We start from the raw sequence: 24294 nt of genomic DNA on the forward strand, positions 1-24294 counted from the left end.
TGAGTCAGGGTGACTGACCCGAAGCCGTCAGGAACAGGATGTATCAGCAGAAGCCGCTCCCCTGCAGGGGAGCGGCTTCTGCTGCGATGCTGCTTATAAGCGGGAAGGGGCTGGAGGAAGCAGGACCTCGCCTGGACCAAGATAAACGGCTTTGCCGTCCTTTAAGGACGATGCGCGTTAACTCAAATGTCAGATGACAGAAATGAGCTGCAGCAAGTTATGCTTTCTGAATATTTCAAGACAAGCCCGCAGAAGACCGCTCCCTCTGCGGGCTTGTCCCCGCCGCATTCCGGATTCGACGCAGGCGTCACACGTTCTGAGGCTGAGCCTTGAACGAGCTTACCGCCTGCGTCAGTCTACAGGCTGCTTCCGGGTTGGCTTGAAGCGGCGTCTCGGACCGGATGGACCGTACGATGCCGTTCAGCAGCTCCTCAGGCATCTCCCCGTCCGGCGATTCCGCCGTGAAGGCTGCGACCAGCTCCAGAGCCGGGATGACGAAGATCCGCTGCCCGCCGGAGCCGGCCGCGTAGAAGGCTTCCAGTTTGGGCGACGGTTTGGACGAATCCCCGCCGGTCAGTCCGGGCACCAGCGGCTTCAGCCACCAGTAATAGCCGTATCCGCCCTTGCGGCCGTCCTTGTAATGATGGACAATGCGCCGCTGCAGCGATTCGCGAACCCACTTCTTCGGAAGCAGCCGGGCGCCGTCCCACTCGCCTCCCTTCAGATACAGCCAGCCGAGCTTGGCCATATCCCGCGGGGTCAGCGCCATCGCCCATGCCCCGATGGCGATCCCCTGCGGATCGGCGTTCCACCGGTAATCCGTGATGCCGAGCGGGCCGAACAGGCGGGCCTGCGCATAGTCGGCCAAGGGCATCCCGACGGCCTGCTGCAGCACAGCCGATAACAGGTGCGCATCCCCGTTGCTGTAGGTCGACACACGGCCGGGCATATGGATAGCCGGTCTCTCCAGGATGTACTGCACCCAATCCTCCGAATGCATCATCTCGATGGAAGATTGATCCCCCGCATTGTTCCACGCCAGACCCGACGTCATGGACAGCAGGTGCTTAATCCGGAGCTGGGAGGTCTTCGGATCGTTCTTCAGTTCCGGGTAAAAGTCGGAGATCCGCTGCTCCACACTTCTCAGCCGGCCATCCGCCAAAGCCGCACCGGCCAGCATCGACACGATGCTCTTCGTTACCGAACGCACATCCTGCGGAGTGCCGGGCTGCAGCCCTGCCCCATAGGCTTCCGCCACGAGCATGCCTGCGCGGACGACAACCAGGCTGCGCACCCCGCGGTCCCGGAAAGCCCGGATCGTATCCGCGAGCATGCCGGAATCCATCCCCATCCTCTCCGGCTCCGCCGTGCTCCAGCCCGCGGTCGGCCATTCGCCCGCCGGGCTCCGTCCCGCTTCCGAACCGTGCTCCGCAGTAAACATTCCCTCCGTCTCTTGGCGCCACGCATGCGGGCTGACGCTGCCGGAGTTCTTACCGTTGGTATCTCTCATTGCCTCGAATCCTCTCATATCCACTTCGGTTTCTCTATGTAATCAGGTAATATTTTACACTTTACTTGTGAAGTGAATATGACGGGAACCTTAACGAGAGTTAAAAATAACCTTAAAATTACCTTAAAACTGTATGAAAACGGCGGCTTCTATTGACGCAAAAAAGAGAGGCCTTCGCCTCTCTCCGCCCTTAATACAATGCCCGCCACAGGTAAAAAGCGGCGTACGCCTCCCACCCCGGCCAATCCGCGAACAACGCCTGCAGCTCGGGCAGCGTCGGCTTGCGGTCCAGCCCCAGCAGGAGACGGACCGCGTTGTGCAGCCCGACGTCACCGACCGGGTAAGCCTCCGGGTCCCGCAGGCAGCGCATCCGCACGTACTGCGAGGTCCACGGCCCGACGCCGCGGATCTGCAGCAGCTGCTCCTCCGCCGCCCGGAAGCTGCCGAGCGCGAGCAGTCCCTCCCGCGACAGCGCTCCCCCGCTCATCCGCCGGGCGACGTCCAGCACCGCGGCCGATTTCATCCGCGTAAGCTGCAGTGCCCCCAGGGCCTCCGGCTCCGCAGCGGCGAGCTGCCCGGGACGAGGGAAGTGGCGGTAGATCCGCCCTTCCCACTCCAGTGAATCGCCGTACGTCTCGGTCAGCCGGCGCTTCAGCGTATACGCGAACGCGAGATTGACCTGCTGGCCGACGATCGCCCAGCACAGAGCCTCGAAGAGATCGGGCACGCCGACCAGCCGGAGCCCGTTGAACTCCCGGGCCAATCCTCCCAGAACGCCGTGCCCCATGGCCAGCCGGTAGAACGGCTCCAGGTCCCGGTCCAGGTCGAACCAGTCGCGGATATAGCGCTCCGCCTCCACCCGGGCAGCCTCGCCCTTCCACGCTCCGGCGAGCACGCGGACCGTAAGAGTCTGCTCCTCCTCCGCCGTAATCCGGAGCAGCACCGGCTCGCCGGAGAGGAGCAGCAGGCGGTTCACTCCGCCGTCCCGGACTTCGAAGAGCGATTCGTTGTCCGACCGGGCCATGTAATCCAGGCAGGGAGCGAAGCGGAAGTCAGGCGGCACCGTCAGGCTAAAAGTCAAAGCGTGCGTGTCCTGCAGCGGCAAGGCCGCTCACCCCCTCGAGCGCCAGCAGCGCCTGCTTGATCCGCAGCCCGCCGCGGTAGCCGGTCAGCGTGCCGTCCGCCCCGATGACCCGGTGGCACGGGAAGATGACCGGCAGCGGGTTCGCGCCGTTCGCCGCCCCCACGGCCCGCACGGCTTGGGGCCGCCCCACCGCCTCGGCGATCTCCCGGTACGAGCGGGTCGTGCCGGCGGGAATCCGGCCGAGCTCGCGCCATACCTCCTGCTGGAACGGCGTCCCCCGCAGATCCAGAGCGATGTCCTCGAAGCGGGCCGCCTTCCCGGCAAAATAAGCCTCAAGCACCGCCCACGCGCCGTTTCGCAGGAACACCTCCCGGTCCTCCGTGAGCACCGCGCGGGGCAGGTGGCGCCGCAGCCACGCTGCGGCCGACTCCAGCCCCTCATGCGGAAAATGAATGCGGCACAGCCCCTGCTCCGTGGCGAACAGGGTCCATGTCTCCCCGAACACCTGGAATGGCGTGTAATACACGAATGCGTCTTTATGCTTCACTGCTTCTCCGCTTGGTTTCACCGCTGCTCCTCCTTTGGTTGGCCGGATTCATGCCGCTCCCGGTACTCCGTGGGGCTGAGCCCCGTCTCCTGCCGGAACCACACCGCAAAATGCGAGGGGCTCCGAAAACCTATCGCTGCCCCGGCCTCCGCCATAGAGACGGAGGGATCCGCCAGCAGCTCCCGGGCCGCCTGCAGCCTCACCCGCTGGAGCTGAACCGCCGGGCTGTGCCCGGTCACCCGCTTGTAGGTCCGCTGCAGGTGAAACGGCGACACCGCCAGCTGCTCGGCCAGCGTTTTCAGCGTCAGCTGGCCGCCATAGCCTTGTGGCAATGAGGGCATCTACCTGGGCGGCCAGGGCCCGATCCGGACCGTGCGGGCCGGGAGCCTCGGGCTTGCAGCGCTTGCAGGGCCGGAAGCCGGCTTGTATGGCCGCCTCCACGCTGGGATACAGCCGGATGTTTTCCTTCTTCGGGGTGCGCGCCCGGCAGGAAGGACGGCACACAATGCGTGTCGTCAGTACGCCTGTATAGTACACACCGTCATAGGTGTCTTCTTTATTGGCAATCGTCTCATAGATTCGGTCGAACAGCTCGGGTTCCATAGGGCCCACCTCCTATCGCCAGTATAACCCGCAGGCCCCCCGTTTGACATGCCTTCCGGCTACGACAGCAAGATTTCGACAGCCCTGGCGGCGTTGACGGAAGGCGCCCAAACACGGTAGTATTTCGTAGGGAGGCGTTAGGTTATGACATCCTTACTCGTACTCGGCAGCCTGAACATGTTCCTCGTCGTCGCACTCGGCGCGTTCGGGGCGCATGGACTGAAGAACAAGCTGACCGAAGACGCCATGAAAGTATACCAGACCGGGGTCCAATATCATATGGCCCACGCGCTGGGGCTGCTGCTGATCGGGGTACTGTCCGGACAGCTGCCGGAAGCGTCACTTCTGGGGACGGCCGGCTGGCTGCTCTTCGCAGGCATCGTGCTGTTCTCGGGCAGCCTGTATGCGCTGAGCCTCACAGGAATCCGCAAGCTCGGGGCGATAACGCCGCTGGGCGGCCTCGCCTTTTTGGCCGGCTGGATTCTGGTCCTGATCTCGGTACTCTAAATCAGGCATCGGCAAAAACCCTCAAGGAATTTCCTTGAGGGTTTTTGGGCTGTCCGCACAGGGGCCGCAAGCATGCCTATTGCTTTCCCGCTCTGCCGGGCCGGCTATCCGGCCGCAGGATCGTTAGTGCGTTTGCTGCCGGGTCAAACCGCCGCTGCACAAGAAGGCGGCCGGGCTGCCCTGCCGGCAGGGGAGCGGACAGGGTATCCTTTATTTGTGTCCTGCCCGCCGGCTTAAACCAGCTTGAGCGCCACGTCAATGTTGCCGCGGGTTGCCTTCGAATACGGACACACGCCGTGCGCCGCTTCGAGCAGCATCTGCGCCGTCTCGCGGTCCGCCCCTTCGATATACACCTCGAGTACGCCTGCCAGCTTGAAGCCTCCGTCCGCTTCATCGCTAAGGATGGAGATGTGGGCCGTCACCGACGTATGCGTAATGCCCGGCACCTTCTTCGTACGGATGACCAGATTCAGCGCCGAATCGAAGCAGGCTGCGTACCCTGCGGCGAAGAGCTGCTCGGGATTCGTTCCTTCCCCACCCGGGCCTCCGAGCGCCTTCGGCATCTTGATCTCCACATCGAGCACCCCGTCCGCCGATACGACCCGTCCCTGCCGGCCGCCTGTTGCCGTAACTTCCGCTGTATACAATGCGCTCATGTTCATTCCCCGTTTCTCATTTGTATTGTTCACAATGCAATCGTACACCCTTTATATCATTTTGTCAAATTAAATTGTGTTCAATTTAAATAGTCAGACTCCCGTCCATCTCCGCATGAGGCATCTAATCACGGCAGTCCCTGGAACGGCAAATAAGCCGGATCAGACGAACATCGGTCCGTACTGTCCGGCTTATTCCGTTTCCGGCTCTCAGAGCGGATCGCGGCCGCCTTCTCCGGGAAGCGCGGAAGCCCCGCCGGTGAATTTGTGCCCGCATCTGGAGCAGAACAGCGCATGCTGCGGGAGGTGGCTGCCGCAGGGACACAGCTTCTCATTCTTCAACGAAAGAATCCGTGACTGCAAACGCTGGACCTCTTTCTGCAGCGCGAGAATCGAAGCGGACTGCGCCGCTACCACCCGTTCCGCCGCCTTAAGGTCGCCCGCCTTGTACGCATCCAACGCCGCCTGGCCGGCAAGCAGCTGTTTTCGTTCAACTTCCTTCTCACGCGAGGAGATCTGGGTCTGCAGCTTCGTGACCTCCAGGGTCATCTGCGCCAGTCTCGCCGCTTCCGCCGCACTCTGCTTTACTTTATCGAAAAATGACATCCGCATGCACCCGCCTTCTGCCTCAGTGGCTGCCCTGTCCAGGACGCTCTTTCTCTACTTTATTCGTATGGAATACCCGGGCCGCTTAGAATTTGTCCTGCGGGATTTCGTTAGGAAGAATCCCGCTTGCCCTCCGCTGCCGCTGTGCTATACTGTCGTGGAAGGGGGTTTTCAATATTTTGGAAGATCATATGCAGGACGATACGGTGTTAACGGCAGAGGCCGACGAACTGGCGGAGCGGTGCTTCGCCCCGCTTATTGCGGCCTACAAAAAGGACCGGTCGGCCGGCGGCGACTTTGCCGAATCGTTCCGGGAGCTCAGCCCCGGCCAGCAGGCGCTGTTTACCTTCCGCGTGTTCTACGCTCATGCGGTCCACTCCCGGGAGGACCTGTACTGGTGGAGCGCTTATTTCCTGGCCAAGGGCCGGGAATGGAACGGCATCAAAGACGGCCTGCGTTTCTTCGGCGACCTTCCCATGCTGCAACTGCTCGAGCGCCTGGAAGGAGTCCTTGCGGAAACAGGCCATGCTCTGGACTATGCGCAGTTCGACCTGAGCTTTGGCAGCCTCGCCCTCCGTCCGGAGCTTCTGGCCGCCGTAGAACCGATCGATGCCGAATTCCGCAGGCTGCTTCCCTCCACCCTGCAGCGGATCGGCCGGTATATCCGCGAGCATCCGCAGGAGTTCGAACGTCTGCCCCGGCAGACCGACGGTTGAACAAGACGACCGATGAATTCATACCTCTCATAAAAAGGAAACAGGCTGCCGATCCGGCAGCCTTGTCTTTTGTGCGGTATTGATTTGGGGAATGAACTCCCTATCGGGACCGTTGAACAAGACGGGCGCTGCCAAGCAAGGTGCTGGCGGCAAGTCCGATGGCGACGAACAGCGCCCCCGCCAGGAAGACGTCCCCGATCGCCGAGCTGAGAGCAGCCTCCCCGGCGCTCAGCAGCTCCGGAGGCAGCGAGGCCCGCCCGGCCGGGTCCAGCAGCACCATCTCCGGCCGGGCGCCCGCTTCAAGCTGCGACCCGGCCGCACTCACGCTCCTGGAGACCAGGAGTTCCTGCCATGCCGACATCCGGCCGGCCAGCAGACTGCCCAGGACACTGACACCGATGGTCCCGCCGATCGAGCGGAAGAATTGGGAGCAGGACGTCGCCGCCCCTCTCTCCTGCCAGTCGACCGCATGCTGCGCCGCCGTCCCCAGCGCCGGATAGACGGCTCCCATCCCGAGACCGGTGAGGATCAGGCTGAGCAGGAGCTCCGGCAGGGAGGAATCGGTATCCAGCCGGCTGAGGAGCAGGAAGCCGGCCAGCATCAGTGCGAGGCTTGGGAGCAGGATCCCCCGGAAGGTGGTGCGGAGCATCCAGCGTCCGCAGGCCATGGAGGTGACCGCCGCCGACAGCATCAGCGGAATAAGCATCGAGCCGGCGGTTGATGCGCTGAGCCCCATGACGCCCTGTACATACAGGGGAACGTAAGCAATCGCCCCGAACATGCCCGCACTCACGAAGAATCCGGCCAGGCTGCCGTACCCCAGGGTTTTCAGCCGGAACAGGCGCAGGGGAATGAGCGGCTCCTTCACGCGCATCTCGACCCCGATGAAAGCCCCGAGCAGCAGGGTGGAGACGGCGAACCATCCCAGCGCGGGAGCGCTCCCCCAAGCATACGTCTCCCCGCCCACTACCAAGGCTGTCAGCAGCGAGGTAACACCGCCTGCCAGCAGCAGCGCCCCCCACCCGTCGACCGAAGGCTTTTGCTGCCTTCGGACATCTTCATGAAGTCCTTTTCTCACGAAATAGAGAGCGGCTGCTCCGATCGGCAGCTGGATCCAGAAGATCCCCCGCCAGCTCCACAGCTCCGTCATCCATCCGCCCAGCGCCGGTCCCACGATACTGCTGACGGCGAAGACCGCGCTGAACAAGCCCATGAACCTGCCCCTTCGCTCGGGAGGGAATACATCGGCTGCGATCGTGAAGGCGATAGGCATCAGAGCCCCCGCCCCCAGTCCCTGAACTCCCCGGAATGCGATGAACGACGCCATGCTGCCGGCCATCCCGCAGAGCAGCGAACCGAGGAGGAAGAGTCCCATCCCGGCCATGTATGTGAGTTTACGTCCGAACAAATCCGCCAGCCTGCCGTAGATCGGCATGGTGACCGTCGAAGCCAGCATATAGACCGAGAAGGCCCAGCTGTACAGGGAAAGATCTCCCCATTCCCCCAGCACATTCGGCATCGCAGCAGCGACAATCGTCTGATCGACGGACGACAGAATCAAACCCAACAGCAGCCCCCAAGTGATGAGCCGCTGTTCCTTGCTTTCGGCAACCATAACCCACGCTCCTTCAGTTGTTACCGCTCCGCGGAAGCAGTAAGGCAACTATATCGGGATTGGGCCGAAAAATATAGACTTATTCTTTCCGATCGGTTATTCTATAGCTAAGATACGCCCCTGACGATATTTTACATATTTTACCATTTGCGAGCTGTGGAATGATGCTATTCCTCAGCTTTTTTGATTTTTGATTAGGATTCGCTGATTTGAAAATGCCAGTAACCCTGCAGCTCCTCCAGTTCTTCCTCCGGCCGGCTCAGGACCGGGGGCGGCTCGTCTGCCGGCCTGCCCTTCACAAGCGGTCGCTTCGCGCAGATCTTCCAACTTCGGCGCGCCGTGCGCTCCTGCTGAGGAGACCGGTTCGCATTCCAGGAGATACAGCGGCTCCCTTATCTGTTGACCTTGGTGAAAAGATGATGCATCATCCTCTCAGTTGCCTCCAGATTAGTTACGCAGTCTCCGACTTCCCATTTTGCCTCTCGCTATGCAGCTTCAGTTCTTCCAGCAAGAAGGCATCGAATGATGAATAAGCCTTCCGGGGTACACCACTGCCTTCCACATACATATATACCGCCGGATTCTCTCCATCAGACAGCAAAAAGTACATGAAGGCATACCCCTGATGCATTGAAAAGACAAAGGCGTCCTCAGGAAGCGTAAAAGATTCGTTGTTCTCTGCAAGGAGTTCTTCCGCCGCCTCTCTCAGGCTGGTTACTTGATCCCATAAGATATCCGTACCGTGAAGCAGCCTTCCTGCTCCATGCCCGGCCGTGAGCAGGAAATTCCGGTAGCTGCCGGGCAGCCGGAGGTTGTTCTCCATCTCGAAATTTCTGAGTTCTTCCTCACTGCAGCCCCGGATTTCCTGCGGTCCGGCAATCCCTTCGTCCAGCAGCTTCCTGTATAAGCCATCGCCTTCCAGGACACAGCAGCCTTCCCGTTCATTCTTGTCCTTGTCATCCCCCGCCTCGTCCTCGTCCTCCTTCGTTTCCTTATGCTCCTGGAACACTACCGGCGCATGTCCGGTAATCTGGTCGAAGGGCGTATACCGGCTGTCCGGGATCTCCTGGTGACGGAGCATCTTTCCAATGATAATGACGATTATGACAGCAATCGGCACGATCAGCGACAGCATCGCATATAGTCCAACATCGTCCATCTGATCTTCAGTCTCCTTATCCAAACTATTGGAAGTCATTTCCCCCACCATAGCATCCCGAGTGTACCTGTGTCGAGCAGCCTCTGCCATTCCCCGATCCATGCAACCTTCGTCCTCCGTCATCCGTCTGTGGATTAAGGATTTTATGGAAAACGGAGGGTGACCTATGAAAAAACGAAGGTTAAAGGGACTGTCCGCCCTGCTGCTGGCGGCTGCACTGATGGCTGCCCTGCCGCCGGCAGGAATCCGTGCCCAGCAGGCGCTACCGGACCAGCGGACTCCCGCGCAAGTGGAGGCGGTGCGGCTGCTGCTGGATCAAGGGATCGCGAAGGAAACCGTGGAGAAGCTCGGTCCCCGGGCAGAGCTGGCGGCAGCCGTTCTCCGCTCCCGGAAGCTTAGCCGCACAGAGCTGGATAAGCTGGTGCAGGGGCTGGCGCGTTATCCGGACGATCTGGCTTTCACAAGCAAGGAGATCGAAGGTATGCAGGAGCTTACTACTGGTGAACTGTTTTCACCCCAAAATCAAGGAGTCGCCCTAGCCCGTCGAATGATAGACTATAAGCCCATCGACATCACAATCAATTCTGCCCCCACTGTCTTTGACCCCTGGGAAGAATTTCACCAGCCGGTCTACTTGAATGATCAAGCCTATCTGCCTGTTTACCGGATGATGACCATCCTTGGAGGAGATGCCGAGTGGAACGGAATCTCGAAGAATGTCACCCTGATCGCTCCGTGGCAAAGCCGCTGGAAGTTAAAAATTGGCAGCAAAGAGGTTCATAATGCCTCGGGCGACCTCATCGGCACCCTGTCCGGGCCGGCTCTGCAGGTGGAGAACCAGGTGCTCGTGCCCTTCGATTTCTGGAGTGCCATCATGGGATTCCGTTCGGAATGGGATTCGGGCCGGAAGTCGTTCCTGCTTGTCACAGAGCCGCTGTTTGATCCGGATTCCCCGGTTGAAGGCTACGGAGGCGGTGATCACGGCTACATCATGCCGGATCTGAATGTGCGGCTCGACAGCGGGTACGCCAGGTTGACGAGCCTGCCGATTAATTACAACGGACTGATCTATTACCCTCTCGATACGGGCGCCGGGCTTCTGGGTATGACGGCCGTATACGATCCCCAGGCCAGACGGCTTGCGCTGACAACCGATAAGGCGACCCAAGAAAAGAACGAAGGCGTACCGGTCCCTCCGTCGCCGCATCTCAGCGGTGTTCCGGTAGACATCATCCCTTCTGTGCAGGTATCGCTTGACGGTATGCAGACTGCCGCCGATGGAACGCCGCTGGCGCTCAGTTTCCCCCTGGTAATGCACCTGGGCCAAGTATTCTTGCCGGTCAATGAGCTGGCTGCGCTCACAGGCCACCAGGTCACCTACAGCGCATCGGACGCTGAGAAGACCCTCACCCTGACCAAGCCGCCGTCCCGCCGCATCCTCGAGAAACTGGCACCGGGCGTCTCCCGAGACGATGTGCGAAGACTGCTGGGCAACTCCCCGCGGGTGGTGTACGATGCGGCCGATGGCACCCGCAGCTGGGAATACCGCTTCGTCACCGACGAATTCCCCCTCTCTCCGTTGTATTCGGACCCGGCCGTCCCGGAAGCCAACACCGCCGGACCCTACAAGCTTGCAGCCGTAGACCGGGAAGCGCTGATGAGCGGGAAGCTTGCGCTGCAGCTGTTCGTACACCATGAGCCGGACAGCCTGAACATGAGCGGCTATACCCTCTACCGGAAGCTCGGCGACAGCATCCGGGAGACCCGTGTGGCGGCGGACGGCACCCTGACCGAGAAAGAATTGCCTTAGCCCGGGATTACGGTCCGCCGGTTCTAATTGATAATGCAAAAAGCCCCCGGCTGCCGGGGGCTTCGTCTTTAACTTCCTTTTTTGAACCCTTACTTCATGATCTTGCAGATATCGTTCGTAAAGTCGACCGGATCCTGAATCGGCAGGCCTTCGATCAGCAGCGCCTGGTTGTACAGCAGGTTCGTGTACAAGCTCAGCTTCTCCTTGTCCTGCTCGAATGCGTTCTTCAGCGACTGGAACACCTCGTGGTTCACATTGATCTCGAGGATCTTGTCCGCGGACACGTCGCCGCCGCTCGGCATCTGCTTCAGGATCTTCTCCATCTCGATCGAGACATCGCCTTCCGTGGTCAGGCACACCGGATGCGACTTGAGACGCTTCGACGCCCGCACCTGCTTCACCTTATCGGACAGCACGCTCTTCATGTGCTCGAACAGGTCCTTCGTTTCGCTTTCCTGCGCTTCATCCTGCTTCTCGTCCGCCGATGGCTCGATGCCAAGGTCGCCGCTCGAGACGGAACGGAATTCCTTCTCCTTGTACGAGCGGATCATCTTGATCGCGAACTCGTCGATATCGTCGGTGAAGTACAGAATCTCGTAGCCCTTGTCCGCGACAAGCTCCGTCTGCGGCAGACGCTCGATGCGCTGGATGGACTCGCCGGAGGCATAGTAGATGTACTTCTGGTCTTCCGGCATTCTCGCGACATACTCGTCAAGCGTAACCTGTTTTTTCTCTGTGGAGGAGTAGAACAGGAGCAGATCCTGCAGCTCGTCCTTGTTCATGCCGTAGTCGTTGTAGACGCCGAACTTCAGCTGGCGGCCGAACGCCTTGAAGAACTTCTCGTACTTCTCTCTGTCGTCCTTCAGCAGGGAGGCGAGCTGGGACTTGATCTTGTTCTTGATGTTCTTCGCGATGAGCTTCAGCTGGCGGTCATGCTGCAGCATCTCACGGGAGATGTTCAGCGAGAGGTCCTCGGAATCGACCATCCCCTTCACGAAGCCGAAGTAGTCGGGCAGCAGGTCCGCACACTTGTTCATGATGAGCACGCCGTTGGAGTACAGCTCGAGCCCTTTCTCGTACTCTTTGGTGTAGTAGTCGAACGGCGGATTCTCCGGAATGTACAGGATCGCCTGGTACACTACAGCCCCGTCCGCACTGATGTGCAGGTGTGTCAGCGGCTTGTCAAAGCCGTAGCGCTTCTCCTGGTAGAAGTTCTCGTAGTCCTCGCTTGTCAGCTCATTCTTGTTCTTGCGCCAGATCGGCACCATGCTGTTCACGGTCTGCTCTTCGACCTGCTCCTCGAATTCGTTCTCCGCGCCTTCCTTCGGCTTGTGGACTTTGACGTCCATCTTGACAGGATAGCGGATGAAGTCCGAGTACTTCTTGATGATCGCCTTCAGGCGGTATTCTTGGAGGAACTCGTCGTAGTTGTCGTCTTCGGTATTCTCCTTGATCTTCATGGTGATCTCGGTGCCTACCGCTTCCTTCTCACACGGCTCGATGGTGTAGCCGTCCGCCCCCTTCGAATGCCACTTGTACGCCTGGTCGCTGCCCAGCGCACGGCTCACAACGGTCACTTCGTCGGCGACCATGAACGCGGAGTAGAAGCCCACGCCGAATTGGCCGATGATGTTGTGGCCGTCCTTCAGCTCGTTCTCTTTCTTGAAGGCCAGCGAGCCGCTCTTCGCGATGACGCCGAGGTTCGTCTCAAGCTCCTCCTGCGTCATGCCGATACCCGTATCGGAGATCGTCAGCGTACGGGCGTCCTTGTCGGCCGTCACCTTTATGTAATAGTTTTCCTTGTCGAACACAAGCTTGTCATCCGTCAGCGCCTTGTAATAGATCTTGTCGATCGCGTCGCTGGCGTTGGAGATGAGCTCCCGGAGGAAGATCTCCCTCTGGGTGTAGATGGAGTTGATCATCATCTCCAGCAGTCGTTTGGATTCGGCTTTGAACTCTTTAACGGCCATGAAAGAAAGCTCCTTTCAGATTCTCTGCAATGGGTGTTCCGCCCGGTCGGCGGCTGCGTGTGGATGCATGATGAAGTGCCCCGAGCATGTTAGCACTCAAAACTCAGGAGTGCTAACACTTCTTGTTTTTATATATCATATTCTAATTTTTGATGTCAAGGAGTTTACACAAAGTCCATGAAAACGCACGTCATACGGCCCCAGGCGCACGTCAAAAAACCGCCGGAACGGCGGTTTCCGAAGTCGTATACCGAATGATGTCCAGCTCGTCCGGCGCCCCGAGAAGGTTCAAGCAGCGCCGCAGACGAGTTCTACCGGGACTGTTCCTCCAGCTCCGGACAGTAAAGACCGAGCAGCCTGTCGAGCTCCGCATCCGCGCGCTCTCTCCACTCCTGCACCTGACGGATCCGGACCCGGATCGCATCCAGCACGATATGCGGATAGTCCTTCTCCAGCTCGGCCGACAACTGGTCGATCAGCTGAATGGCCGACAGTTCGATGTTCAGCCTCGAAGACTCGATGCTCTGCCGCATCACTTGTGGATTCTTGTTCATCTGTTCGCTCCTGTCCGCCCTGTTCCCGGCCCCCGGCCGTACCCTCATTTGGAATCCCGTTCCCGCTCCCGAGCAGCCGGGCGGTGATCCAATCTGTATCATAGTGTAGCATGGGGAGCCTTCACCAGGCAAGGAAAAAGATAGCGTTTTCGCGCTTTCCGCAGCATCCATTTCTTTCCTCCCGGGCGGTGTACGCCCATAGCAAAAAGGCCTCCTTCCGGAAGCCTCCCGCCTCATCCAAGTATTCTCAGTTCCACCCGTTCAAGGCTTGCCCGGTTAACCCCCGAGCCGGTTCACAATCTTCAGCACGGCGTCCCGGGTCAGCTTATTGCCGCCGCCCGCAATGAGCTTTACGGTCGCATGCGCCAGCGCCAGCGGAATCTTGCAGAAGCTGAGCGCCGGACCGTCCTTCAGGTCGGCGATATAGGCATCCGCCATCGACAGGTTGCGGCGCGTGTACTGAAGCATTTCGTTAAACTCCCACCCTTCCGGGAAAAAGTCCACGCCCCGCTCCAGATCCTCCCCACGGTTGCGGAGAATGTTCACCGCCTGCAGTCCGCGGCCGAAAGCAACCGCCTTGTCTCTGTCCGTCTTCGTTCCGTCGTACCAGTACCAGAGGTCCGAGAGCATCTCGCCCACCATGCCGGCTACGCTGTATGTATACCGGTCGAGGTCCGCTTCGGTACGGATGGTCCACTTGCGGTCAACCCACTCGGCCATCTGCTCGGACATCATCGCGATGTATTTGTACACGGTCGAGGCGATGGTCGACGGGCAGAGCTGCGCCCACTCATGCACCTGCATCGTGACGGCCGGCAGAATGCCTTGGTAAGGAGCCAGCAGCCGGGTCGTCGCTTCCTTCAGATCCGGGCCGCGGAAGGCTTCGCGCATGCCGTACAGCAGCTCCGACTTGACCTTGGGATCGAGCTCTTCATGGTCTTCAATTTCGTCGATCGCCCGCATACAGAGGTAGGCCGAGGTGACGGCTTCCCGGAGCCCCTGTTCCAGACGGCTGATGGGAATATAAAAAGTTCTGCTCGTTTTTTGCAGCATGCTCATAGCATCATTCAGGACAACGTTAGTAATGGGTGTTCCCTCCAAAATGTAACTAGCTGAGATAGACTAGCCATAGCTTTTTTCTTATGATACCATACGCGGGCATCCCGATACCAAATATGAAAACATTTTCACTTCCAAAAGGGCTACACGAGCTTCTCCAGCGCCCCAATCACGCTGCCGAGACGCTCCAGCAGGGAGCGGAGCTCGGGATAGGCTTCCGCCTCCCGCTTCCTCAATAGCTCGGCCGCCTTGGCCAGCATCGACTGCGCTTTCGGGTCGAGGTCCGGCTCATCGCCGTAGTATTCATGGCCGGCCAGCCCCGCCGCCGTGCTCTCCGCCGTCTCGGCGAGCTGTGCGATCGGGTGGCCCGGCGCGAGCAGCTCCCGCAGCGCCGCGGCTCCGGCCGGATCCCCGATGACCGGCGTGCCGTCCGCCAGCCGCTCCTCCTCCAGACTGCCGATGAGCTCCCGCAGCTCCGTGCAGTCGCCGGGCGTAAGCGGACTGGCGCCTCCCGAGTCATACGGATCCCCGCTGCCGTATCCTCCGCTCTCCCTGGGAATGCTGCGCTCCACCTTGTCATAGGCCTTCTGCAGGCGGCTCAAGGTTTCCTTGAACCGCAGCTGCTGCGCATCACCGAGGACATCGCTGCGGCTGTAAAGCTGGAGCAGCCTGTAGGCCTCCGTCCGGCTTCCCGTGCTGACATTGAAGGTTGTCGTCACTTCCAGCAGCACGTCCGCCTTCATCGGCACCACGATCTTATTACCCTTCTGGATATCCTGTTTAATCTCTCCCGAGAGCTTCCCCGCATAAGAAATTCCGTCCTCGCTGTCGAGCTGGAAGGTCCCCCGCTTCATATTGACGGCCGCCAAGGTACCCTTGGCGGTGAAGGTCGACTTGCTCTCGTTGGTCATCTGCAGCAGCCGGTATGCCGACTCCAGCACGCCGGGATGGAGAGCGGCCTCCAGCCCTCCGCCGCCCGGCGACGACCAGCGCAGCACGACGACAGCCTTCGTCCGCAGCAGAAGCTCCAAGAGCCGCTCGTAGGCGGCCGCGGCACGCGGGCTCAGGTGCTTCAGCCCGGCCTGCAGCCGCGCTTCGTCGGAGCTGTCGCGCATGAGCTCCGCCAGCGCCTGAAGGGCCCCTGTCGCCGGCGTCGCCCCGAACAGGTCCGCCTCGTGCCGCGATGCCAGCCGGAAGCCGTACGGCGCGGTATGGATGGCCGCCGCCTCCAGCGCATTATCGCCGCTGACTTCGCCGGGCACTTTCTTGTGGCTGGCCAGCCAGCGCGGATCCAGCGTCCAGACGGCGTGCTGGACCGCCGTGAGAATTTCGGCCAGCAGGGTCAGCTCCAGCCCCCGCGCGCCCGGCGCCGCGAAGCGGAGCTCGAATTGGTCGCGGCCGGAACGGGCGGCCTCCTCCCTGATCATTGCGGCAGGCTCCGGATGCATCACGTGTCAGGTTCACCTCATCTTCTGCAGGATGGGACTTGCATTACTTTATTCCTCTAGTATATCGCCCTGCGGGCAAGAAGGAAATGTCCGCCTCCGCCCCCTCCGGCCCCTCCCGGCTTTTTACGGGAGAGTTTCGCATGGGTGCTTTTTAGTGTACAATGGGGGGACGGGATTCAACTTTTCGAAACCTACTACGATTCAGGAGATGCACACACATGGCTAATGAAGAAGTAATCCTTACCCGCGAGGGGTTTGCCAAACTGGAGCAGGAGCTCGAAGAGCTCAAGACCGTCAAGCGCAAGGAGCTTGCCACCCGTCTGAAGACAGCGATCAGCTACGGCGACCTCAAGGAGAACAGCGAATACCACTCCGCCAAGGACGATCAGGCGTTCCTCGAGACCCGCATCCTCACCCTGGAGCAAATGCTGAAGAAAGCCCGGATCGCTGACAACATCGATACGTCGAAGGTCAACGTGGGTTCCGTCGTGGTGCTCTACGACGTTGAGTTCGCCGAGAAGATCGAGTACCGCATCGTCGGCCCTTCCGAAGCGGACGTGCTCGAGAACCGGATCTCTTATGAGAGCCCGCTCGGGATGTCGCTGATGAACAAGGCCGTCGGGGACAAAATCAGTGTCAATGCCCCTATGGGCGTGATTACGTACGAGCTGCTCGAGATCCGGGCGAACTAAGCGTAAGGGTTTACTATGTACTATGCTGCAACCCAAAAGAGACATGCTGCCATGAGGCGCATGTCTCTTTTGGGTTGCAAGCCAGATTACAGCGCGCCGGCCTTCCCTCCGTCGATGTTCACGGAAGTCCCGGAGACATACGAAGCCGCATCGGATACAAGGAAAGTGATCACCTTCGCCGCTTCCTCCGTATCTCCGATCCGTCCGAGCGGGACGCCATGCTTCGGATCACGGGCGTACTCCTCCCAGCTCTTCTCCGGAGCCGACGCCTGCCAGCCCTTCTCGATCTGGTCGCTGCGGATCAGACCGATGCAGACCGTGTTGACGCGGATGTTGTCCGGCCCCAGGTCCTTGCTCATCGCCTTCGTCAGCGCCATCCCGGCGGCCCGGCTCACGGTGGTCGGCAGGGACGATGCCAGCGGCGTTTTGGCCATGGAAGCCGTTACATTGACGATCGCCCCGCCCCCTGCCCTGCGCAGGTGCGCAATCGCATGCTTCGAGATATGGATCGCCCCGAACAGCTTCAGATCGAGATCCTGCTGCCAGGCCGCGGCGTCCACCTGCTCGAACGGCTTCGCCGCGGACGTGCCCGCGTTGTTCACCACAATATCGAGACGGCCGAAGCGCTCCGCGGCCGCCTCGACGAACCGGCGGCAGTCCTCTTCCTTCGTCACATCGGCCGCCAGATAGAACACCTCGGCCCCGGTCCGCTCGAGAATGCGGGCCGCCGCAGCCTTCAGCGCCTCCTCATTCCGTCCGCAGATCGCCACCTGTGCGCCTTCCTGCGTCAACTGCACTGCCGTTTCGAAGCCGATGCCCTTGCTGCCGCCCGTAATCAAGGCCGCTTTTCCTCTCAAGCCCAATTCCATACCGTCATCTCCCTCTCCGTCTCATTGAATCGTTCCCCTGCCCCACGTGTCCCTGGGTGCTGAGCCCCGGATGAACCTTCCCGCGGAACATGCAGTTCCCCCGCGCAGTCCTTCAGGGGGGCCCGTATTCCACTCCGGTTCCATTTTCCTTATGTATTTCACCATAAATGACTTCGCGCCGGAAGTCCGATTTCCTTTTTTTCTCATGCCCGCTGCTCTCTTCCTCAACGAAAAAAAGCCCCGGGCATGCCGGAGCAGTTGTCATTTATAACGCACAGCTGGTTAATGATAAGTCAATTCGAAGGAGGAGCCCAGCGGAATCACCTCGTGCAGGTATTCCTGGAACAGTTCCTTCTCGATCGCGGTGATCCCGGGGTTCAGGTAGACGTCAAAATGGATCGTGCCGTGGATGGCGTCGTACCGGTTAAACGCAATCTGTCCGATGGGGAACAGCCGGTTGATCCGTGCGAGGAGCTCCGTCTGCTGGACGCTCCTGGACATGGCCGCCTCCACCACACTCTCGGGCAGCTCCGGCCGGACCGGGATGCCGTCCTCCTGCAGCTTGTCATAGGGCTTTACCTTATAGCTCACATAGGGCGACAGGTGACCGGCGGCCAGGCGCCGCAGCCGGAACGCGTCCTGGTCGCTCAGCTGCAGATTTTCGTTCCAGGCATAGATGACGGCCGTATGACCGCCGCCGGAGTGAATCCTGACATACTTCAGGTGCGGAGAATGCTTCTTGATGATGTGTTCCGAAAGCAAGCGGGTTCCCACAGCCATCACCTCATCCTTTGTTGTCGTGAACAGATCGGCCCTCTCCGGATGTCAGCGCTTACAATTTCTCGGTGCAGCGCAGCCGTTATGTCATACCGGCTACTCTTATCATATTCCGGCCGGCGGCGGTTTTGCAATCTTTTTTGAGCACATTTTGCGGAAAATTGTGTCTTGTCGACTGCCGGCTTCCCATGACAGCCCTATTGCGGTCACAAAAAGACTTGGCCCCTTCCCGGGGCCAAGTCTTCGGCGTTGTATACTGCTGCTGTTACTCCGTTACCGTGCCGTAGATCAGCACAGGCGCTTCCGCCTGGTCCGCGATCCGGATGTTCGCGTAGATCATGTCCACGACTTCCTGGACGTTCTCGCGGTTCGCGTGGATCGTGACCAGCGATTCGCCGGCCTTGACGGCATCGCCGACCTTCTTGTTCAGCATCAGGCCGACCGCTAGGTCGATCTCGGATTCCTTGGTCGCCCGGCCGGCACCCAGGAGCATCGCCGCCGTGCCGATCTCGTCGGCCACGATCTCGGCCACGACACCGTCCGTCTTCGCCGGCACCTCGATCAGGAACGCCGCCTGCGGCAGCTTCTCCGGATGGTCGACGACCGACGGGTCGCCGCCCTGGTTCGCGATGAACTCGCGGAACTTCTCGAGGGCTTTGCCGTTGGCGATCACTTCCTTGAGCTTCTCCTCCGCTTCCTCCAGCGAGGCGGCTTTGCCCGCCAGGAAGACCATCTGCCGGCCCAGCGCGAAGCAAAGCTCCTCGAGATCCTTCGGCCCCTGGCCTTTCAGCGTATCGATCGCTTCCTTGACCTCGAGCGAGTTGCCGATCGCAAGACCCAGCGGCTGGCTCATGTCGGAGATAACCGCCATCGTCTTGCGGCCGACGTTGTTGCCGATGCGGACCATCGCCTGCGCGAGCTCCTTGGCGTCATCGACGCTCTTCATGAAGGCGCCCGCGCCGGTCTTGACGTCGAGCACGATGGCGTCGGCCCCCGCCGCGATCTTCTTGCTCATGATGGAGCTTGCGATCAGCGGAATCGAATTGACGGTAGCCGTCACATCCCGCAGGGCGTACAGCTTCTTGTCCGCCGGCGTCAGGTTGCCCGACTGGCCGATGACTGCGATTTTGTGCTCGTTGACAAGCTTCACGAACTCTTCCTTGGAGATCTCGACGTGGAAGCCGGAGATCGCCTCCAGCTTGTCGATCGTACCGCCTGTGTGTCCGAGGCCGCGGCCGGACATCTTCGCCACCGGGATGCCCAGCGCCGCCACCAGCGGAGCAAGCACGAGCGTCGTCGTATCGCCAACGCCGCCGGTGGAGTGCTTGTCGACCTTCACGCCTTCGATCTCCGAGAGATCAATGGTCTCGCCGGAGTGAACCATCGCCATCGTCAGGTCCGCTCTCTCCCGGTCCGTCATATCACGGAAGAAGATTGCCATGGCCAGCGCACTGACCTGATAGTCCGGGATCTCGCCCTTCGTATAGCCCTCTATGATAAAACCGATCTCTTCGCTGCTCAGTTCTTTCCCATCCCGCTTCTTCTGAATCAGATCCACCATTCTCATCGCCGTATCTCCTCGCTTCCGCTTCTCTATTCCCTACAGGGAAACCGCCGTATCGAGCGCCACAATCATCATATCGTTGAAGGTGGACTGGCGTTCCGCCGCCGTCGTCTCTTCGCCGGTGATCAGGTGGTCGCTGACCGTCAGGATCGTCAGGGCGTTCACCCCATGCTTCGCCGCCAGCGTATAGAGGGCGGTCGTCTCCATCTCTACACCCCAGCACGCCGTGGGCCATCAGCTTCTGCACGACCGACTTGTCGTCACGGTAGAAGGAGTCCGAGCTGAACACGTTGCCCACATGCAGCTTCATGCCCTTGGCCGTGCCGCGCTCGTAGGCGGCCAGCAGCAGCGGGAAGCTCGCCACCGGCGCGAAGTCGTAGCCGCCGAACACATGGCGGTTCATGCTCGAATCCGTGCACGCGGCCTGGGCCAGCACAACATCACGCACGCGCACATGCTCCTGCATGCCGCCGCAGGTGCCCACGCGGATCAGGTTCTTCACGCCGTACTCCGTGATGAGCTCGTTGGCGTAGATGCTCATCGACGGCAGGCCCATTCCCGAGCCCTGTACGGACACGCGCTTGCCCTGGTAGGTTCCCGTAAAGCCCAGCATGCCGCGGACTTCGTTGTAGCAGACGATATTCTCGAGATACGTCTCCGCAATATATTTCGCACGGAGCGGGTCGCCCGGCATCAGGACCGTTTCGGCGATATCGCCCGGTTTGGCTCCAATATGTACGCTCATAGTCTGTATCCTCCTGTAGACCGAAGGGCGAAGGGGCTTCTCCCCCGCCCGGTAATGGTATGGTATGTTGATTCGTTTCCCTGCTGCAGCAGCCGATCAGCCCTTGAGCTCGCCCAGGAAGCTGACACCGTGATCCGGCAGCTTCACGCCGAAGTTGTCGGCCACCGTGGCGCCCACATCCGCGAACGTGCTTCGCAGCGGAAGCTCGCGGCCGCCATCCTTGAAGCGCGGCGAGTAGACGAGCAGCGGCACGTATTCCCGGGTATGGTCCGTTCCCTTGAACGTCGGGTCGTTGCCATGGTCCGCCGTGATGATGAGCAGGTCCTCGTCCGTCAGCTTGGCATACACCTCCGGCAGGCGGGCGTCGAATTCCTCGAGCGCCTGGCCGTAGCCCTGCGGGTCGCGGCGGTGGCCGAACAGCGCGTCGAAGTCGACGAGGTTCAGGAAGCTGAGCCCCTTGAACGGTTCACCGAGCACCTGCACGAGCTTGTCCATCCCGTCCATGTTGGACACGGTACGCACCGCCTTCGTAACCCCTTCCCCGTCGAAAATATCGGAGATCTTGCCGATGGCGATCACGTCGAATCCGCTGTCCTGCAGCTCGTTCATCGTCGTGCGTCCGAACGGCTTCAGCGCGTAATCGTGGCGGTTCGCCGTACGGGAGAACTTGCCCGGCTGTCCGATGAACGGCCGGGCGATAATGCGGCCGAGCATGTACGGATCGTCGAGCGTGATCTCGCGGCAGAACTTGCAGATCGCGTACAGCTCGTCGAGCGGCACGATCTCCTCGTGCGCTGCGATCTGCAGCACGGAGTCCGCCGAGGTGTAGACAATCAGCGCCCCGGTCTCCATGTGCTCCGCACCCAGCTCGTCGATGATCTCGGTGCCGCTGGCCGGCTTGTTGCCGATCACCTTGCGCCCGGTGTGTTCCTCAATGCGCGAGATGAGCTCGTCCGGGAATCCGTGCTCGAACACGCGGAACGGCGTGGCGATGTGCAGGCCCATCATCTCCCAGTGGCCGGTCATCGTATCCTTGCCGCTCGACGCTTCCTGCATCAGACCGTAGAACGCCTTCGGCCGGGAAGCGGCCGGCACGCCCTCGATGGTCCGGATGTTCGAGAGGCCGAGAGCGGCCATGTTCGGCATGTTCAATCCGCCGCGGGTACGGGCGATGGCGCCCAGCGTATCGGCTCCCACGTCATCGAATGCCGCCGCATCCGGCGCCTCACCGATGCCCACGGAGTCCAGAACCACCACGTGAATTCTTTGGAAAGTTGAGCTCATTAGCCTCTACCCCTTTCGTACTTCCAAGATATGTGTCTGCTTTAAAGATACAACCCCGCGATGACCGCTGACAATACGCTGACCATCGTTGCTCCGTAGAGCAGTCTCAGGCCGAAGCGGGCAACCACGTTCCCCTGCTTCTCATGCAGCCCTTTGACCGCGCCTGCGATAATCCCGATGGATGAGAAGTTCGCGAAGGAAACGAGGAAGACGGACACGATGCCGGTGGTGCGTGCGGACAGCCCTTCTGTCTTGCCGAGATCGAGCATGGCCACGAACTCGTTGGACACCATCTTGGTGGCCATGATGCTGCCCGCTGCGACGGCTTCCGCCCACGGGACGCCCATCACGAAGGCGAACGGAGCGAAGAGATACCCGAGCATATGCTGGAACGTGATCCCGAAGATGCCCTGGAAAATGCCGTTGACGAGCGCAATCAGCGCCACGAATCCGATCAGCATCGCACCGACCACGATCGCGACCTTGAAGCCGTCGAGGATGTATTCACCCAGCATTTCGAAGAACGACTGCTTCTCTTCCTCCTGCACCTCGAGCAGATCTTCCGCTGCCGTAACGGTGTACGGGTTGAGGATCGAAGCGATGATGAAGCCCCCGAACAGGTTGAGCACCAAGGCCGTGACGACGTACTTCGGCTCGATCATCTGCATGTAGGCGCCGACGATCGACATCGAGACGGTAGACATCGCGGAAGCGCAGAGGGTGTACAGCCGATGCTTCGGCAGAAGGCCCATCTGCTTTTTGACGGAGATGAACACTTCGGATTGCCCGAGAATCGCGGAAGCCACGGCATTGTACGATTCCAGCTGGCCCATCCCGTTGATCTTGCTCAGCGCGAGGCCGATGTACTTGATGATGAACGGCAGCACCTTGACGTACTGCAGAATCCCGATGAGGGCGGAGATGAACACGATCGGCAGCAGCACGTTCAGGAAGAACGGTCCCTGACCTTCATTGGCTATGCCGCCGAAGACAAAGTTGATCCCCTCCGCCGCGTAGGACAGCAGATGCTCGAAGACCCCGGCGAAGCCGCCGACCAGGAATTCACCCGCCCCCGTGTTGAGCAGGACAAAAGCCAGCACCGCCTGCAGCACCACCATGACGATCAGCGGACGGTAGCGGATGCCGCTGCGGTTGTTGGAGGCTGCATAGGTCATGGCGAAGACGACGAGAAGGCCCAAAAGGGCGATAAGATATTTCATGTTATTTTCTCCCACTGATGTAATAATTCATCCCTGGATGTCCTCCCGCACGGGCACGCCCTTTTCTTTAAGCGCTTACAACGCCCTGAAAAGAAGCATCCCGGGCGGGATCATTCTTTTTTTTCGTGAGGATGGTGCAGTTCTGACCGCTTGTCCGGCTCAGCCCTGGCGGGTCATATCCGTGCCCCGGAAGGCACCCGGCAGCAGCTTCTCCATCGTCCACTCCTCGGTGTTTCCGTGCAGATTCGTCAGGTAAATCTTCGTGCCTGCTTCGCAGAACTCGGCGAGTACCTGGCGGCAGGCGCCGCATGGGGATACGGGGCCGTCCGTATCGGCTGTTACGGCGATCGCTTCGATGCGCTGATGCCCTTCGGAGACCATCTTGAAGACCGCCGTGCGCTCCGCGCAGTTGGTCAGTCCATAGGAGGCGTTCTCCACGTTGCAGCCCCGGTATATCTTGCCCCCGGCCAGCAGGGCCGCACCCACTTTGAAGCCCGAGTACGGCACATAGGCCGCCTTCCGTGCTTCCAATGCTTCTTGAATCAGCTGTTCTTTCACCCGGTATGCCTCCTTGACTAGCTCATGCCCCTTATTAATAAGAAGAAGCCGATTGGCCGCCTTCCATGATCTTGACTCCGGAGCTTGCGCCGATCCGGGTCGCACCCGCTTCCACCATCTTCAGCATGTCTTCGCGGCTGCGCACGCCGCCGGATGCCTTGACCCCCGTCCCTTCGCCTACCGTACGGCGCATCAGAGCGACATCCTCCGGTGTGGCTCCGCCGGTCGAGAAGCCGGTGGACGTCTTCACGAAGTCGGCTCCGGCCTTGACGGAGAGCTCGCATGCGCGCACCATCTCCTCGTCCGTCAGCAGGCTTGTCTCGATGATGACCTTCACAAGCGCCTTGCCCTTGGCCGCTTCCACTACGCCGCGGATATCGCGTTCCACAAGCTCGTTGTTCCCGTCCTTCAGCGCGCCGATGTTGATCACCATGTCCACTTCCGTTGCCCCGTTCGCGATCGCGTCGGCCGCTTCGAAAGCCTTCACTGCCGGAGTGGACGCCCCGAGAGGGAAGCCGATCACTGTGCATACCTTGACTTTGGTGCCTGCCAGCTGCTCTGCCGCATAGGCCACCCAAGTCGGGTTCACGCATACGGAGGCGAACGTATATTTCTTCGCTTCCTCCGTCAGCTTCGTGATTTCCGCCTGCGTCGCATCCGCTTTCAACAATGTGTGGTCGATCATGCCTGCCAAATTCATAAGATCTCTCTCCTTTGGATGATCCCGCCGCTCTTCTCTCG

At 60.4% G+C, this 24294-nt stretch carries 24 protein-coding genes and 2 pseudogenes; 5 read left to right on the forward strand and 21 right to left on the reverse strand.

Translation table 11 applies throughout. From position 1 onward, the window contains the following. Positions 1–307 precede the first annotated feature (307 nt). From PM3016_RS22950 to PM3016_RS40140, 5 genes and pseudogenes are all read right to left on the reverse strand, one after another. The gene (locus PM3016_RS22950) at positions 308–1510 is read right to left on the reverse strand and encodes a serine hydrolase domain-containing protein (RefSeq protein ID WP_014371129.1); all 1203 of its coding nucleotides are present in this window, start codon (positions 1508–1510) and stop codon (positions 308–310) included. 190 nt (positions 1511–1700) lie between these two features. Beyond that, positions 1701–2615, reverse strand: a complete 915-nt coding sequence (locus PM3016_RS22955; protein WP_014371130.1) for a DNA-3-methyladenine glycosylase family protein — start codon at positions 2613–2615, stop codon at positions 1701–1703. Further along, positions 2581–3162, reverse strand: a complete 582-nt coding sequence (locus PM3016_RS22960) for a methylated-DNA--[protein]-cysteine S-methyltransferase (RefSeq protein WP_014371131.1) — start codon at positions 3160–3162, stop codon at positions 2581–2583. Before PM3016_RS22960 ends, PM3016_RS22955 begins: the two co-directional genes overlap by 35 nt. After that, a complete protein-coding gene (locus PM3016_RS40135; RefSeq protein ID WP_238540301.1) occupies positions 3159–3473 on the reverse strand; it encodes a helix-turn-helix transcriptional regulator in 315 nt (104 codons plus the stop codon). The genes PM3016_RS22960 and PM3016_RS40135 overlap by 4 nt, the downstream gene beginning before the upstream one ends. A gap of 115 nt (positions 3474–3588) precedes the next feature. Next, positions 3589–3744, reverse strand: a pseudogene (locus tag PM3016_RS40140) (Ada metal-binding domain-containing protein); the annotation flags it as partial. 144 nt (positions 3745–3888) lie between these two features. Between PM3016_RS40140 and PM3016_RS22970 the strand changes: the two are divergent. Together PM3016_RS22970 and PM3016_RS38805 are read left to right on the forward strand one after the other, a co-directional pair. Further along, positions 3889–4251, forward strand: coding sequence for a DUF423 domain-containing protein (locus PM3016_RS22970; protein ID WP_013918966.1), 363 nt, complete (start codon positions 3889–3891; stop codon positions 4249–4251). Positions 4252–4323: 72 nt separating this feature from the next. Beyond that, positions 4324–4488, forward strand: a complete 165-nt coding sequence (locus PM3016_RS38805; protein WP_187297968.1) for a hypothetical protein — start codon at positions 4324–4326, stop codon at positions 4486–4488. Here PM3016_RS38805 and PM3016_RS22975 read toward each other — a convergent pair. Then, positions 4485–4907 carry an organic hydroperoxide resistance protein gene (locus PM3016_RS22975; RefSeq protein WP_014371133.1) on the reverse strand — a complete coding sequence of 141 codons (423 nt, stop codon included), beginning with the start codon at positions 4905–4907 and terminating at the stop codon, positions 4485–4487. The genes PM3016_RS38805 and PM3016_RS22975 overlap by 4 nt on opposite strands. A gap of 210 nt (positions 4908–5117) precedes the next feature. Then, positions 5118–5519 (reverse strand): hypothetical protein, encoded by a 402-nt coding sequence (locus PM3016_RS22980; RefSeq protein WP_013918968.1) that lies wholly within the window; start codon positions 5517–5519, stop codon positions 5118–5120. Positions 5520–5692: 173 nt separating this feature from the next. Here PM3016_RS22980 and PM3016_RS22985 point away from each other — a divergent pair, with 173 nt between their 5' ends. Then, positions 5693–6229, forward strand: a complete 537-nt coding sequence (locus PM3016_RS22985; RefSeq protein ID WP_013918969.1) for a hypothetical protein — start codon at positions 5693–5695, stop codon at positions 6227–6229. A 100-nt stretch (positions 6230–6329) separates the two neighbouring features. Here the strand turns inward: PM3016_RS22985 and PM3016_RS22990 are convergent, their stop codons facing one another. After that, a complete protein-coding gene (locus PM3016_RS22990; RefSeq protein ID WP_014371136.1) occupies positions 6330–7844 on the reverse strand; it encodes an MDR family MFS transporter in 1515 nt (504 codons plus the stop codon). A gap of 451 nt (positions 7845–8295) precedes the next feature. Further along, positions 8296–9003 (reverse strand): SMI1/KNR4 family protein, encoded by a 708-nt coding sequence (locus tag PM3016_RS22995; RefSeq protein WP_014371137.1) that lies wholly within the window; start codon positions 9001–9003, stop codon positions 8296–8298. Positions 9004–9169: 166 nt separating this feature from the next. On the opposite strand from PM3016_RS22995, the gene PM3016_RS23000 reads away from it, so the two are divergent. Continuing rightward, positions 9170–10813 carry a stalk domain-containing protein gene (locus tag PM3016_RS23000; protein WP_014371138.1) on the forward strand — a complete coding sequence of 548 codons (1644 nt, stop codon included), beginning with the start codon at positions 9170–9172 and terminating at the stop codon, positions 10811–10813. A gap of 89 nt (positions 10814–10902) precedes the next feature. Here PM3016_RS23000 and htpG read toward each other — a convergent pair whose 3' ends face one another. The 4 genes from htpG to PM3016_RS23020 form a co-directional block, all read right to left on the reverse strand. Further along, positions 10903–12783, reverse strand: a complete 1881-nt coding sequence (gene htpG, locus PM3016_RS23005) for a molecular chaperone HtpG (RefSeq protein WP_013918973.1) — start codon at positions 12781–12783, stop codon at positions 10903–10905. Positions 12784–13094: 311 nt separating this feature from the next. Beyond that, positions 13095–13337: a hypothetical protein gene (locus tag PM3016_RS23010; protein ID WP_013918974.1), complete on the reverse strand. Its 243-nt coding sequence runs from the start codon at positions 13335–13337 to the stop codon at positions 13095–13097. 276 nt (positions 13338–13613) lie between these two features. Next, positions 13614–14396: a squalene/phytoene synthase family protein gene (locus tag PM3016_RS23015; protein WP_013918975.1), complete on the reverse strand. Its 783-nt coding sequence runs from the start codon at positions 14394–14396 to the stop codon at positions 13614–13616. A gap of 143 nt (positions 14397–14539) precedes the next feature. Next, positions 14540–15823 carry a hypothetical protein gene (locus PM3016_RS23020; RefSeq protein ID WP_014371139.1) on the reverse strand — a complete coding sequence of 428 codons (1284 nt, stop codon included), beginning with the start codon at positions 15821–15823 and terminating at the stop codon, positions 14540–14542. A gap of 239 nt (positions 15824–16062) precedes the next feature. On the opposite strand from PM3016_RS23020, the gene greA reads away from it, so the two are divergent. Next, positions 16063–16536: a transcription elongation factor GreA gene (gene greA, locus PM3016_RS23025; RefSeq protein ID WP_013918977.1), complete on the forward strand. Its 474-nt coding sequence runs from the start codon at positions 16063–16065 to the stop codon at positions 16534–16536. Between the two features lie 86 nt (positions 16537–16622). Here greA and PM3016_RS23030 read toward each other — a convergent pair whose 3' ends face one another. The 8 genes and pseudogenes from PM3016_RS23030 to deoC form a co-directional block, all read right to left on the reverse strand. Beyond that, positions 16623–17405, reverse strand: a complete 783-nt coding sequence (locus tag PM3016_RS23030; protein WP_014371140.1) for an SDR family NAD(P)-dependent oxidoreductase — start codon at positions 17403–17405, stop codon at positions 16623–16625. Between the two features lie 282 nt (positions 17406–17687). Further along, on the reverse strand, positions 17688–18185 hold the full coding sequence (locus PM3016_RS23035) for a hypothetical protein (RefSeq protein ID WP_013918980.1): 498 nt from the start codon (positions 18183–18185) through the stop codon (positions 17688–17690). Positions 18186–18447: 262 nt separating this feature from the next. Beyond that, on the reverse strand, positions 18448–19749 hold the full coding sequence (locus PM3016_RS23040; RefSeq protein WP_014371141.1) for a pyrimidine-nucleoside phosphorylase: 1302 nt from the start codon (positions 19747–19749) through the stop codon (positions 18448–18450). Between the two features lie 33 nt (positions 19750–19782). After that, positions 19783–20491, reverse strand: a pseudogene (gene deoD / locus PM3016_RS23045) (purine-nucleoside phosphorylase). Between the two features lie 96 nt (positions 20492–20587). Beyond that, positions 20588–21775: a phosphopentomutase gene (gene deoB, locus PM3016_RS23050; RefSeq protein WP_014371143.1), complete on the reverse strand. Its 1188-nt coding sequence runs from the start codon at positions 21773–21775 to the stop codon at positions 20588–20590. Between the two features lie 41 nt (positions 21776–21816). Further along, entirely contained in the window at positions 21817–22995 is a 1179-nt protein-coding gene (locus tag PM3016_RS23055) for a NupC/NupG family nucleoside CNT transporter (RefSeq protein ID WP_013918985.1), read from the reverse strand. 159 nt (positions 22996–23154) lie between these two features. Beyond that, complete coding sequence (locus PM3016_RS23060) at positions 23155–23553, reverse strand: cytidine deaminase (protein WP_013918987.1); 399 nt, start codon at positions 23551–23553, stop codon at positions 23155–23157. Positions 23554–23587: 34 nt separating this feature from the next. Further along, positions 23588–24253 carry a deoxyribose-phosphate aldolase gene (deoC, locus tag PM3016_RS23065; protein WP_014371144.1) on the reverse strand — a complete coding sequence of 222 codons (666 nt, stop codon included), beginning with the start codon at positions 24251–24253 and terminating at the stop codon, positions 23588–23590. Between the last annotated feature and the right edge of the window lie 41 nt (positions 24254–24294).

Origin of the sequence: Paenibacillus mucilaginosus 3016 (genome assembly GCF_000250655.1) — a bacterium.
GTDB classification, from domain to species: Bacteria; Bacillota; Bacilli; order Paenibacillales; family NBRC-103111; genus Paenibacillus_G; species Paenibacillus_G mucilaginosus.